At 56.9% G+C, this 12934-nt stretch carries 11 protein-coding genes; 8 read left to right on the forward strand and 3 right to left on the reverse strand.

Annotated elements, in window-relative coordinates; all coding sequences use genetic code 11:
• Positions 1-122 precede the first annotated feature (122 nt).
• Positions 123-1469 carry an amino acid permease gene (locus VFU50_19295; GenBank protein HEU5235011.1) on the reverse strand — a complete coding sequence of 449 codons (1347 nt, stop codon included), beginning with the start codon at positions 1467-1469 and terminating at the stop codon, positions 123-125.
• Positions 1470-1574: 105 nt separating this feature from the next.
• On the opposite strand from VFU50_19295, the gene VFU50_19300 reads away from it, so the two are divergent.
• Positions 1575-2537: a carbohydrate kinase family protein gene (locus VFU50_19300; GenBank protein HEU5235012.1), complete on the forward strand. Its 963-nt coding sequence runs from the start codon at positions 1575-1577 to the stop codon at positions 2535-2537.
• A gap of 189 nt (positions 2538-2726) precedes the next feature.
• On the opposite strand, the gene VFU50_19305 is transcribed toward VFU50_19300, so the two are convergent.
• Positions 2727-4703, reverse strand: coding sequence for an enterotoxin (locus tag VFU50_19305; protein HEU5235013.1), 1977 nt, complete (start codon positions 4701-4703; stop codon positions 2727-2729).
• A 141-nt stretch (positions 4704-4844) separates the two neighbouring features.
• Here VFU50_19305 and VFU50_19310 point away from each other — a divergent pair, with 141 nt between their 5' ends.
• Genes VFU50_19310 through VFU50_19325 form a run of 4 tightly spaced genes read left to right on the forward strand, consistent with a single transcriptional unit; the run spans position 4845 to position 8647 of the window.
• A complete protein-coding gene (locus VFU50_19310) occupies positions 4845-6362 on the forward strand; it encodes a sodium:solute symporter family protein (protein HEU5235014.1) in 1518 nt (505 codons plus the stop codon).
• Positions 6359-6505 (forward strand): hypothetical protein, encoded by a 147-nt coding sequence (locus VFU50_19315; protein HEU5235015.1) that lies wholly within the window; start codon positions 6359-6361, stop codon positions 6503-6505. Before VFU50_19310 ends, VFU50_19315 begins: the two co-directional genes overlap by 4 nt.
• A 1-nt stretch (position 6506) precedes the next feature.
• A complete protein-coding gene (locus tag VFU50_19320; GenBank protein HEU5235016.1) occupies positions 6507-7319 on the forward strand; it encodes a nucleotidyltransferase family protein in 813 nt (270 codons plus the stop codon).
• The gene (locus tag VFU50_19325) at positions 7316-8647 is read left to right on the forward strand and encodes a galactokinase family protein (protein HEU5235017.1); all 1332 of its coding nucleotides are present in this window, start codon (positions 7316-7318) and stop codon (positions 8645-8647) included. Before VFU50_19320 ends, VFU50_19325 begins: the two co-directional genes overlap by 4 nt.
• A 96-nt stretch (positions 8648-8743) precedes the next feature.
• On the opposite strand, the gene VFU50_19330 is transcribed toward VFU50_19325, so the two are convergent.
• Positions 8744-9952, reverse strand: a complete 1209-nt coding sequence (locus VFU50_19330) for a DUF763 domain-containing protein (GenBank protein HEU5235018.1) — start codon at positions 9950-9952, stop codon at positions 8744-8746.
• A 119-nt stretch (positions 9953-10071) separates the two neighbouring features.
• Here VFU50_19330 and VFU50_19335 point away from each other — a divergent pair, with 119 nt between their 5' ends.
• From VFU50_19335 to VFU50_19345, 3 genes are all read left to right on the forward strand, one after another.
• Positions 10072-10326 carry a type II toxin-antitoxin system VapB family antitoxin gene (locus VFU50_19335; GenBank protein ID HEU5235019.1) on the forward strand — a complete coding sequence of 85 codons (255 nt, stop codon included), beginning with the start codon at positions 10072-10074 and terminating at the stop codon, positions 10324-10326.
• Positions 10323-10718, forward strand: coding sequence for a type II toxin-antitoxin system VapC family toxin (locus VFU50_19340; protein ID HEU5235020.1), 396 nt, complete (start codon positions 10323-10325; stop codon positions 10716-10718). Before VFU50_19335 ends, VFU50_19340 begins: the two co-directional genes overlap by 4 nt.
• 120 nt (positions 10719-10838) lie before the next feature.
• Complete coding sequence (locus tag VFU50_19345; GenBank protein ID HEU5235021.1) at positions 10839-12911, forward strand: beta-galactosidase; 2073 nt, start codon at positions 10839-10841, stop codon at positions 12909-12911.
• Positions 12912-12934 lie beyond the last annotated feature (23 nt).

Below are 12934 nucleotides of genomic sequence, written 5' to 3' on the forward strand. Positions count from 1 at the left end.
ATCGCGACTGGTGCTGTGTAGGTATCAGAAATTTGCAGAAATTTCATCGCGAGGCAACTCTGGAGCAGCAGCTTACACTCCAACTCTCACGTATCGCCTCTGTCGCTTCTGTTTTGGGGAGCTCAAAAAGCTCCCCACTTTTTTGCTCTATCACCCTTCCCCCAGTTGATGAGCGTGTAATAAACAGGAACGCCTGTCGCCGTCAGCAGGAGTCCAGCGAGCGAGGGTATTGGTCTGTTTACGAGCATATTCACCAGGAACCAAACGGTGATCACGACGAACAGCGCTGGCGTTACCGGATATCCCCACATCCGGTATGGACGCTCAAGTTGAGGCTGAGTGTGGCGCAGAATGATCACGCCAGCGACCATTAGTCCGTAGAACAGCCACATCGCGATCATCGCGTAATCGAGAAGGCTCTCGTATGAACCGGTAAGCAGAAGCACGAGCGCCCAGGCTGCTTGAGCCACGATGGCAAACGCCGGTGTCTGGTACCGCGGATGTACATCAGCAAACTTGCGGAAGAAGAGTCCGTCGCGAGCCTGGGCGAAGTACATTCGCGGACTGGTCATAAAACAGCCGTTTAAGGCAGCAATAATCGACAACAGAACAATTAGCGAGACAAACCGTCCGCCCAATGAGCCAAGTACGCGCTCCGCCAGCGACGCACCGACATAATCGCTGCTCGCAATTTCTGTTACCGGCAGCACGCGCAAATACGCCAAGTTCGCGAGGAGATAAAGCGCGATACATGCGAGCGTGCCCAGACTGAGGGCCCGCAGGATGTTGCGTCGAGGATTGCGAATTTCTCCGGCGACAAAACTGACCTGCACCCATCCATCAAAAGCAAGCAGACACGCGATCAACGCAGTGCCAAAGCCGCCAATCGAGAACCCGGAAGCAATCGGAGCAGAAGGAGCTTTAGTTCCGTGCCACAGGAAAGCGGCGCCGATAATGATTGCCAGGCCAACAACCTTCGCGAATGTAAACACGTTCTGGACGGCCGCGCCGACTGTCACACCGCGATAATTGATCGCAGTGAAGATCGCAATCACAGCGATTCCGAGCAGCTTTGCGATGAGTGGTGACAGGGGATGGAAATAGGAGACGTAAAGCATCATGGTGACCGCGAGCCACGCCACTTGGGCACTGCGGGCAACCACAAACATCGACCAGCCGCAGAGAAATCCGACCATAGGACCGTACGCTTCGCGCAGAAAAACATACTGTCCGCCGGTAGAGGGCAGAGCCGTTCCCAATTCGGCACAGGCCAGCGCTCCGAAAAAAGAGATGATCCCACCAAAAATCCAAACTGAGAGAATTGCCGGAATGGATCTCAGTTCGCGCGCAACAAGGTTGGGAACCAGGAAAATGCCTGCACCGATCACCACTCCAATGACAATCGAGAGAGAATCTATTAGCCCCAGTCTGCGTGGAAGATCGTCTGGCGAAGAGACGGAAGCAGTCATTATGAGTGCTGGCACTATACACCGGCTCAAGCAGAATGCATCCAAATCAAAGCGGTAGAGGTTGGGTGCAAATTTTCCGGCAGAGAGCGATAAGCTTCAGTTAGAGTGTTTCTCACCAAGATGACGAAAGCTGCCATGGTCGATGTCGTAGGTGTGGGACTCAACGCCACCGACATGTTGATTCCCCTGCCCGAATATCCTGCTCCGGGATCGAAGATCGAATTTCGAAATGCGAGCTTTCTACCGGGAGGCCAAGTCGCGAGCGCGGTGATGGCATGCCAAAGCTGGGGATTGCGCACGCGATACGTCGGGAAGTTGGGAGAGGATGATGCGGCCCGACTGCATCGCTCTGAGTTCGCGCGCGCCGGAGTTGACGCCCAGGTCATCGCTGTACCTGGGTGTCCGAGCCAGCAGGCTGTCATTCTGGTCGACCGCCACGGCGAGCGCACCGTACTCTGGCGACGCGACCCGCAACTTAGTCTTCGTCCTGACGAACTCGATCGCGAGTGGATCGTAAATGCTCGCGCTCTTCACGTAGATGGTTACGACACGGCAGCAGCCACGCTTGCAGCAACCTGGGCACGCGCATCCGGCATTCCTGTCGTTGCTGACCTTGATGATGTCTACGCTGGAGTCCAAGGCCTGCTGGAGAACATCGATTACGCCATCGTGAGCAAAAATGTGCCCGCGCGCCTAGTCGGTGAAGATGATCTTGAAAAAGCGTTGCCGCTCATGCAGCGTCGTTTCGATTGCGTCCTCACCGCCGCCACTCTCGGCGAAGACGGCGTGCTCGCCTGGGATGGCAAACAATTCCACTACGCCCCGGCATTTCAAGTAGACGCGGTTGATACCACCGGCGCGGGTGACACATTCCACGCCGGCTTCATCTATGGTCTGCTGCAGGGCTGGAAGCTACCGCGCATTCTCGATTTTGCTTGCGCCGCCGCCGCGCTGAATTGCATGGGCGTTGGCGCGCGAGGCGGAATCAAGCCGGTGAAGGAAATTGAGAAATTGATGACAAGCGGGCTTCGCTACTCGCCGCTTCTCGGTGTAGCAAATCTGGGATAAACCGATCGCGCGAACACGAGCTTACGCCGAGTTCTGCCGACTGAAGCGGATGACGATTGGTTCTGCGATCCGTCTAATAGGTATCCGAAGGGAACCCTGAAGGGTGCGGCCGGTCATGGGGGAAGCGTTGACGATGCGCGACAACGTCTTCTGCATGATCCGGCCGCTTCTGCGTTGAGCGAGACTGGATTAGTGCACCGGCCTCGCTTCCAGTGTGAGTACTTCGAATGGCTTGAGCTCAATTTTTTCTTTGCGGCCTGCCACAAACTGCTTCGCATTTCCCGATGTCCAAACATCGCTCACGCGATAGGAACGAGCTGCCCCCGAGGGCAACTCGAAAGCGCGACTTACATCCAGCAGAAACTCCTGCGTGTGATCGCTTGGATTTCGCAAAGTGACAATTCCCTTCTCGGGCCACCAGGCCGCCCACCCATAGACTTCGAGTTTGCGCGGATCACCGCCGATCCAGTGCGTATCGCGTAGGACCTCGGCGTTGTGTCGCGACCACTTCGCGGCAGCCGCAAGCACATCCCAGCTCTGTGAACTTAGCAGCGACGGAGTGATATACATTTCCTGCAGCTGGGTGCCAGTTCCGAAATAGGAATGGACTTCATCAGCGAAGTCATTACCCGGATCGGAACTGAGGTCTTTGGCATGCTGCGCATAGATTAGGCCGTGCAGCATGAGCGAGCTGAGGGGAAAAAGCGGCCCAGCTTGGACCACGTGTTCGTACGTAGCGCCGTCGCGATATGTTATCCAGCGCTGTCGCGCAGTTCCGACTCCGGCAAAGTCGTGGTCTTCTCCACCGCGCCAGATGGAATCCGCATAGCGCAACCAGAACGGCGATGGATATGTGCCCGTGGTCAGATTCACGTACAGATCAGGCTTGTGCGATCGCAGCTCGGAGATCAAGGAGATCGCCGCATCAAAATCGCTATCGAAGCTGCTGCCGGGGATCACACGATCGGCGTTTCCGGTTCCATCGAACTTGAACTGATTCACACCATAATGCTCGATGACGTCGAGGCAGACTTTGCGGAAGTATTCGAAATAGTGGGGACTAGAGAGAGCGAGTCCGCCTTGATAAGTTTCATATCCGGAATGGTGTGCCGATTCGAGCCGTTGCTGCTTCGGCTGCCCATAGCCTCCCCACGGCGACAGCCACATTCCGGGAGCTGCGGCGTAGTCGGCCGCAGTTGCCGTTATGCGCTGCAGCGCATCTGGGAAACCTGGATTGAAATGCCATAAGTGCGTGGGATCGTCCCAACCATCATCGAGAAGAAAAGAATCGAGCTTCACGCCACGTTTCTTCGTCAACTCGCTGCCGAACGCGCTGATTCGATCCAGAACGCCGGCTTCGTCGTATCGTCCGAAATATCCGAGATCGTACCAGGTGTTGTAGTGCAGAAATGTGCGGTAAGGATGCGCCCGCTCGCGTTCGACATAGTTCAGAAAATCACGGCGAAGCTGTCCTGGACGCGTAACGCCGATAACAGCAGAGTACGTTGCAGATTGTCCAGCGCGAATCGGCAACTCTCGCTTCAAGCTGCAGGTAAGCGCGGTCTGTTCAACCTCACACGAGGAAAGCGGATGCTCGAATGCCAGAAAGTCATTTCCTTTAACTGCTGGAGAGCCCTTTACTGTACCTACGACATGAGCGTTGGCTGAGTTCGAGCCGATGAGACGGATCTCTGCCACTGGCACGTCCTGTCCGTTGGCACGAATCGTGACTTCAGTTCGCAAGTAGTTTGAGCCATCTCTGAGAATTGCGCGCCAGGTGACGTGAAGATGTCCGGCGCTGTCTTCCAACTCTGCCGCAATCTCGCGTCCGGCGGATCGCTGCGCCAAGTTCGATGATCCAGAATCCGCAGACAGCGCCCGAATCTGCGGAGCGCTAAGAACCTTCATCTTCGACGAGCGAACCGCATCGCCATCATGGAGCCTCAGCACGAAGAGATCATCATCGAGGGAGATCGGCCGATGTGCAACGCGATCCTCAATTGCAGCGAGACGAAGTCCGCCATCACCGACGCTCCACTTCGCAGCGATCACATTGTTGTGAAGCTCCACAACCGACGTCGTGCCGGCTGCCCTCGGCCGGGTGTTCGTAACCTCTGTGCTGCCGGCTCGAATGACCGCGCCCGCTGCTGGGCCTGGTGTGAGCACACTCGCGGACTGTCCGAAGCAGATGCAGGCAGCGATAAGGAAAAAAAGCGCGAAGAAGGTTCTCAGAGCATATCTCCCGGTTGTTCAGTTCATCGGATTGTATTACGCTCGGGCGGCAGCTCTTAACACTCACTCTTCCTCATGGCCTTCACTCCGCTCGACTGGACGATTGTCGCCGTTTATCTCCTGCTCTCGGTTTCCATCGGTCTGATCGGCAAACGCCTTATCGGCAGCAGCGTCTCGCATTACCTGGTCGCGGGACGTGAGCTTGGAGTGTTCGTCGGCATCGCGACTTTAGCCGCCACCGAGATCGGCACGATCACATACATGTACAACGCTGAACTCGGCTACAGGTACGGCTTCGCGGCATTTGCCGCGGCACTGATCTCAGGTGTGGTGATGATCATCGTCGGCCGAACGGGTTTCGTGATCAGCCGTTTTCGCGAAATGCGTCTGATGACGGTCCCGGAGTTCTTCGAGCGCAAGTACAGTCGCGGATTGCGCGTGCTAACCGGTGTTCTGGTTGCACTCGGCGGCATTCTCAATATGGGAGTGTTCCTGAAGATCGAGGGAGAGTTTCTCACCATCGTCAGCGGCATCGGCGCGCAGTATCTCGTGGGAGCGATGACCGTCATTCTTTTGCTTGAGCTCCTCTACACGGTTGTAGGCGGAATGGTCGCCGTCGTCATTACCGATTTCCTGCAATACGTTCTGCTCTCAGTCGCGACGATCCTAATCACTGGGTATTCGATTCACCACGCCGGATGGACTCATATCCTCGACAAAGTAACCCACACCATGGGAGCCGCCGGATTCGACCCGCTGCTGACGCCAAAGTTCGGCCTCACATTCCTGATTTGGCAAACGCTGCTCTGGTTCTCCATTCACACCTGCTGGCAAACAACGGCCATGCGCATGTTCTCGACCCGCAGTCCCGAGATATCCAAACGCGTGATGACATGGACAGGCTTCATCTTTCTGGGACGTGGAATGCTGCCTATGCTTTGGGGAATCGCAGCTCTTACGCTGTTTGGGACGGGAGCCCTGAGCTCCGGAGTGCCGGCTCCGGTGATCGGCAACCATACACTCGCGCCCATCGATGCGATGCCTGCAATGCTTGCACAAATTCTCAAACCGGGAATCAAAGGGATCGTAGTAGCAGGGATGCTCGCGGCAACCATGTCCGTCAACAGCTCCTACCTGCTCGGCTGGAGCGCAGTCATCTCGCAAGACGTCATCCTGCCGATGCGGCAAATTCTCGGTCGCACGCCGCTCAGTTCGCGATCACAGATTCTGGTCAATCGAATTGCAAACCTCTTCGTCAGCCTCTTTCTGATGTTCTGGGGACTCTACTACACGCCTCCCGGCGCGGTTTATCTCTATCTCAACATCACTGGAACGATCTTCCTCGCCGGCGCATTCGTGTGCGTCATCGGCGGACTCTACTGGAAACGAGCCAGCATCACCGGCGGATACCTGGCAATGCTGATGGGAGCCCTAGGCGCAATCGTTCCCTTCTTCTTCCTGCACTGGAACGAAAATATCACCGGCTTCATGGCATTTGGACTGGCCGCCGCCGGATTGTTCATTGGATCACTAGTGAAAGCCCAACCCAGCGCGAACCTGCGGTTTGCCAACGCGGCGACGGAGGAGCAATGACAGCCTGGAAAATCTTCTGGACGGTCTGGCTCGCAATCTCCGGTGCATCGTTCGCGCTGATAACGGTGATCGTCACCGTTCGCGGATTACGCGATTTGAAGGCAATGTTCCGCTCACTTGAGCATCAATCGAAGGACCAATAAATTGCGGGTTCCGGATCGGGAAACATCCAAAGCAGTCATTCTGGCGCGCGGAGTAGGCAAACGAATGCGCGCTGCCCTTGCGGATGCCTCGCTCACTCCGGAGCAGGAGCAAATTGCTGATCGCGGCATCAAGGCAATGATCCCCATCGGTCGGCCATTTCTCGATTACTCCATCAGCGCTTTGGCTGATGCAGGATTGCGCGAAATATGTCTCGTGATAGGCCCTGAGCACGATGTGATTCGGAGTTACTACGAATCGCTGAAAACCAGACTCGTACGAATCTCATTCGCCATTCAGCCACAGCCGCTCGGCACTGCAGATGCGCTGCGAGCGGCACAGGAGTTCACTGCATCAGACTGCTTTCTGGTCATCAATTCTGACAATTACTATCCCGTCGAAGCTCTGCGTAAACTGCGCGACCTCCGTGGATCGGGTACGGTCGGCTTCGATCGCAACGCACTGCTCCGTAATGGAGTCATTGCCGAAGTTCAACTGAACGCCTACGCGACTCTTGAACTCCATCCTGCAGGCTACCTGCGGCGCATAAACGAAAAGCCTGTGGCGATCCAAGCCGACGCACTCATCAGCATGAACTGCTGGTCGTTCACACCAACTGTTTACCGCGCCTGCGAAGCCATCCATCCTTCTGCACGCGGTGAGTATGAGATACCCTCTGCCGTCCAATACGCGATCGAGAACCTAGGCGAACGATTTCGAGTGATCCCGTTTTCTGGCGAAGTCCTCGACCTCTCCACAAGAGCCGATATCGCCAGCGTAGTTCGCGCGCTCGATGGCCGCGCGGTAGAGCTATGAATCGATACGCGGAAGCGCTGCAGCAATCCGGAATGAGCGCAGCCGAAGCAGAAGCCAAATGCCGGCTCTTCGATCAGCTTCAGCGCCTCGCCCATGAACTGGGCATCGGCACAGTCCAGCATGCCTTTTTTGTTCCGGGACGGATCGAAGTACTCGGCAAGCATACCGACTACGCAGGCGGACGAAGCCTGCTTTGCTGCGTTGAACGCGGCTTCTGTGTCGTTGCATCTCCTCGTCGTGACCGCATACTGCGCTTCGTGGATGCGACAACGGGTGAGCGCAGCGAATTTGCTTTTCAGGCAGACATCGAATTGCCGCAGCGCGGCTGGAGGGCATATCCAGTCACAGTCACAAGACGCATCGCTGCCAACTTTCCCAATTCGACAACTGGAGCAGACGTGCTCTTCGCCAGCGACTTGCCTCGCGCAGCAGGCATGAGCAGTTCTAGCTCGCTGGTCGTTGCATCGTTCCTAGGTTTGGCTGCGGTCGATCTTGCTGAATCAGAGCCGTACCGCCGCAACATTCGATCAAAAGAAGATCTCGCGACTTATCTAGGATGCGTGGAGAACGGATCCACGTTCCGCGAGTTGCCAGGCGATCGCGGCGTCGGAACCTTCGGCGGCAGCGAAGATCATACCGCGATTTTATGTTGCGAACCTGGGAAGATTTCTCAGTTCGCGTTCTGCCCAACCCTGTTCGAGCGCTCACTGGAGCTGCCCAAAGAGTTCTCGTTTGCCATCGCGGTAACCGGAGTAGTTGCTGATAAGACCGGCTCCGCACTGTCGAAGTACAACCGACTCTCGCTCGCGGTTCGTTCCATTCTGGAAATGTGGAATCACGAGACAGAACGTGACGACCGGTCGTTAGCCGCCGTGCTCGCCACTTCCAAAAGCGCCGAGAGCGACTTACGAAAGCTTCTCAGTTCGACGCCCATAAGTTCCGAGTTCCCGCTCGTCGACCGTTTCGAGCAGTTCGTCTCGGAATCCACCTCAATAATTCCCAAAGCAGCGGATGCGCTCGCCATGCGCGATTGGAGCCGCTTCGGCAATCTCGTCGATGAATCCCAACGAAATGCTGAGCAACTCCTGAACAACCAAACCGCCGAAACTATCTTTTTGGCGCGAACCGCACGACAGCAAGGCGCGTTTGCTGCCTCAGCGTTCGGAGCAGGCTTCGGTGGCAGTGTGTGGGCTCTAATAAAGCAACACCAGATTGAAGAATTTCTCCGGGAGTGGGCGGAAGCCTATCGCAGGGAGTTTCCGGCGCAGCAGAGTTCTATGTTTTTCCTAAGCCGACCTGGGCCGTCGGCAATGACTCTGCTCTGGTGAAAGCTGCTCGATTGCGAATCCTGCACCAGGTATATGCGGCATCAGTACCGTTGGTGGTCGCGAAGGGTGAGTTAGGACTCGGTCAGCGCGGTCCGCTCAGTTCCCGAACAATTCCAATTGTCCGCGATGCGGTTCTTCATGGTCATCGAAGACCGTTCTCCCTCCGAATTCGGGCGAAATCTTCTTCTCGTGGGTGATGGCGGCCTCCAGATCGGCTCGCGGCGAAGCCGTTCGTTCGATCTTGCGCACGAATCGATCCAGCCGTTTGAAGCCATCGAGTTTTTCAGGATGGTCTACCTTCGCGGTATCGAGCGCACGGCGGAGCACTGAGATTGATTGATCGTACGTCTTGAGCGGTACTGGGAATGGATGGCCATCTTTGCCGCCATGCGCAAAAGAGAATCGAGCCGGATCGGCGAAGCGCGTTGGCGTGCCGTGGACCACCTCAGCCACGAGGGCCAGCGATTGCAGCGTGCGCGGACCTAGCTTTTCCAGCAGCAGGAGTTCGCCGAAATCGTGGAACTCGCGTTCATAGGCGAGCGCGAGCACCGCTCCTAGACGCTTGAGATCGACATCGGGCGTGCGCACGTCGTGATGACGCGGCATGGTGAGATTGCGAGTTTCGGCAAGCGTCTTCTCCGGATTCTCGCGCACGATTTCCAGCAGCGCCTGCTGCGCCGGTGCGGCGTGCGCGTCCACCAGGTTCATGACTGTACCCTGCGACTCTCCGACGATCGCGGTGTGCGGTTCGCTGACGAAGTCGCGCACCGTGGCCGAATGCCAGTGATATCGGCGGGCCATGCCAGTGGCGTCGTTCATGCCTTGTTGAACCACCGCCCACTCTCCCTTGCTGCTCAGGACGAAGGAATGCAGATAGAGCTGAAAGCCGTCCGCGATGGCGTTGTTGTCGATGCGGGCGGTGAGTCGGCTGGCACGGACCAGCTTGTCACCGTCCAGGCCGGAGCGGCCGGCGATCACGAGCAGTTCGGCAGGAGTTTTGCGCGAGTGCTTGCCACGTCCGCCACAGACGTAGATCCCAAGTTCGTGCGCGCGGAGATTGAGTCCGCGTTTGAGAGCTCCCAGCACTGAAGTCGTGATGCCTGACGAGTGCCAGTCCATGCCCATTACGCAGCCGAGGGCCTGAAACCAGAATGGGTCGCTGAGGCGGGTGAGCAGTTCCGACGTTCCGTAATGGTACAGAACGCTCTCGCAGATGGCGGTACCCAGAACCGTCATGCGCTCGGCCAGCCAGGACGGAACACGTCCGCCGTGGAGCGGGAGGTCGGCTGTGCCGGAGCGCTTCATATTCCTATTCTACGGACAACAACAAGAACGAACACGAAGGTCACGAAGTTGAAACATGAGCTCGCGGATCGGTGGTAGAATTATATATCGATATGGTAGACAGGTAGAATTGAGCACAAATGAGCTTGAACATCAAAAACAAGGATGCTCACCGCTTAGCGAACCAGCTTGCCAAGCTAACGGGCGAAAACATGACCGAAGCCGTAACCAACGCATTGCGGGAGCGCCTGGAGCGCATAAGAGATAGGCGCGGCTCCAGCCTTGTCGAGCGGCTCTTGGCCATTGGCAAAGATTGCAGCAAACGACTGAAAGAGCCTTATCGTTCGGCCGATCACGCGGATCTTCTCTACGACGAAAAAGGCCTCCCAAAATGATTGTGGACAGCTCCGCTCTCATTGCAATCCTTAGAGACGAATCCGACGCCAGAGTTTACGCCGAAGCTATCGGCAATGCCAACTCTAGGCGTATTTCCGCAGCAACCTACGTAGAGACTGCTGCTGTGATCGATGGAAGCCGTGATCCCATAGCGAGTCGACGACTCGATGAGTTGCTTCGCCAAGCTCGATTCGTCATTGAACCGGTTACCGAAGCGCAAGCCCGGGTGGCGCGGGCTGCTTATCGAGATTTTGGGCGAAGCAGCGGCCACCGCGCCCGTCTAAATTTTGGTGATTGCTTCCCCTATGCGTTAGCAAAAGCGATGGACGAGCCGTTGCTCTTCAAAGGCAAGGACTTCGGCTACACCGATATCAAATCTGCCCTCCCATAAATGGCTGAGATTCGAGCTTCGCAGTGACGCTCCAGCAATGTAAGATGTGAAGCGCTTAACCAACCGAGAATCACGACTTCAGCCGTCTTCGCGTTCAAATCTGCCGTCGGTGGAGGAAGAATGATCGACAACTGGCGATGCTGTTCCCTTCGCGCTGCTTTGCTCATTGCGGTTGCCTTATTTGCTCCAAACGCGCTGATAAGCCAATCGAGTGCTCCGCAGCCGCCGGCGATTTTGCTGGGCACGGCGTGGTATCCGGAGCAATGGCCGGAGTCGCGTTGGGATGCCGATCTCGAACTCATGCAGAAGGCCGGCATCCACATGGTGCGGGTCGGCGAGTTTGCCTGGAGCCGCATGGAGCCGAGTGAAGGTCAGTACGATCTCGATTGGCTCGATCATGCGATCGCGGCCGCTTCGAAGCACGGCATCTACACCGTTCTGGGAACTCCGAGCGCCGCTCCACCTGCATGGCTCACGCAGAAATATCCGGAAACACTGCGCATGGAAGAAGACGGGCGCCGGGCCGAGCACGGGAATCGGCAGCAGTTCAACTTTGCCAATCCGAAATACCGCCAACTGGCGCGCAGCATTGCCGAGCAGATGGCGAAGCGATTTGGACATAATCCTTGGGTGATCGGATGGCAGATCGACAACGAGTACGCCGAAGAATCCTATGATCCAGACACAAAGGCGCAATTCCAGCAATGGCTCAAGGCCCGATACGGGACTCTCGATAACCTGAATACACGCTGGACCACAGCGTACTGGAGCCAGACCTATTCCAGCTGGAACCAGATTCCGATCGAAACCCGATACGGGAATCCCGGCCTCCTGCTGAGTTGGCGACGATTCGTGAGCGATACCTGGCGCAGCTATCAGAAGAACCAGCTCGATGTGATCCGCGCCAACTCCGATCCGCGACAGTTCATTACCACAAACATGATGGGATGGTTCGATCGTTACGATCACTATGTCGTCAGCCAGGATCTCGACCTGGCTTCTTGGGACGACTACGTCGGTGAAGGCCATCTTGATCCGGCAAAGAATGGTGCAACGCACGATCTGACGCGCGGCTTCAAGCGCAAGAACTTCTGGGTGATGGAGACCCAGCCCGGCTCAGTGAACTGGGCACCGATAAACAATGCACTCAACAAAGGCGAAGTGCGCGCCATGGCGTGGCACGCGATCGGCCACGGCGCTGACACGGTGAGCTACTGGCAGTGGCGCAGCGCTCTCAATGGTCAGGAGGAGTATCATGGCACGCTGGTTGGAGCCGATGGCACACCAGTACCGCTCTACTCAGAGGTTCAGCAGCTTGGTCAGGAGTTTGCGAAGGCGAGTCCGGTGCTCGCGGGAACTACGGTGAAGTCGGATGTCGCCATTCTGCATTCTTACGACAGCCGCTGGGCGATCAACTGGCAGAAGCACAATTCGAAATACGATCCCGTAGCGGAGATCGTGAGCTACTACAAGCCGCTGCGCGCGATCAGCCAGTCGATCGATATCGTCGCGCCTACAGCTCCGCTCACGCAGTACAAGCTTGTGGTTGCCCCTGGACTGAATGTCCTGTCGGACGCTGCCGCGAAGAACCTCGAGAACTATGTGCGGCAGGGCGGGCATCTTGTGCTGGGTCAGCGCTTGGGAATGAAGGATGACGACAACGCTCTGCAGACGGAACGTCAACCGGGTCCGCTGGTCAATCTGCTCGGCGGACGCGTCGAGCAGTATTACGCACTCACCGATCCCGTTCCCGTTCAGGGAAACCTCGGATCGGGCGAATCGAAGCTGTGGGCAGAGTTGCTGAGCGCCAAGGACTCGGGAACGGAGGTCCTCGAGACCTATGGCAAGAGCAATGGATGGCTCGATGGTCAGCCGGCAGCAATCACGCGCAAGGTTGGCAATGGCCGGATCACTTACATTGGGGCATGGCTCGACGATGCTGCCATGCAGTCCGCTGCGAAATGGATGACCGATGTCAGCGGCGTGAAACCCGTGCTTCCGTCAGTGCCCGACGGAGTCGATGTGTATCCGAGATATGGTAGCCGGGGAGCGGTCCTTATTCTGGTGAACTTCTCGAAAGCTGACCAGACGGTGCCATTGCGGACAGCGATGACCGACGTCTTAGCAGGAGGAGCGAAGCAGTCCGTGAGTTTGCCGGTGTATGGAGTGGCGGTGCTGCAAGCGTCGAGGTGAGCCAAAGGAGGAGGATCCGGCGG

This window comes from Terriglobales bacterium (genome assembly GCA_035764005.1).
Classification (GTDB): Bacteria; Acidobacteriota; Terriglobia; order Terriglobales; family Acidobacteriaceae; genus Gp1-AA112.

Excerpts from the sequence above, each read along its gene's own strand:
- VFU50_19310 (HEU5235014.1), top strand. The coding sequence starts at position 4,845 with ATGGCCTTCACTCCGCTCGACTGGACGATTGTCGCCGTTTATCTCCTG.
- VFU50_19340 (HEU5235020.1), top strand. The coding sequence starts at position 10,323 with ATGATTGTGGACAGCTCCGCTCTCATTGCAATCCTTAGAGACGAATCC.
- VFU50_19295 (HEU5235011.1), bottom strand. The coding sequence starts at position 1,469 with ATGACTGCTTCCGTCTCTTCGCCAGACGATCTTCCACGCAGACTGGGG.
- VFU50_19315 (HEU5235015.1), top strand. The coding sequence starts at position 6,359 with ATGACAGCCTGGAAAATCTTCTGGACGGTCTGGCTCGCAATCTCCGGT.
- VFU50_19325 (HEU5235017.1), top strand. The coding sequence starts at position 7,316 with ATGAATCGATACGCGGAAGCGCTGCAGCAATCCGGAATGAGCGCAGCC.
- VFU50_19345 (HEU5235021.1), top strand. The coding sequence starts at position 10,839 with ATGATCGACAACTGGCGATGCTGTTCCCTTCGCGCTGCTTTGCTCATT.
- VFU50_19330 (HEU5235018.1), bottom strand. The coding sequence starts at position 9,952 with ATGAAGCGCTCCGGCACAGCCGACCTCCCGCTCCACGGCGGACGTGTT.
- VFU50_19335 (HEU5235019.1), top strand. The coding sequence starts at position 10,072 with ATGAGCTTGAACATCAAAAACAAGGATGCTCACCGCTTAGCGAACCAG.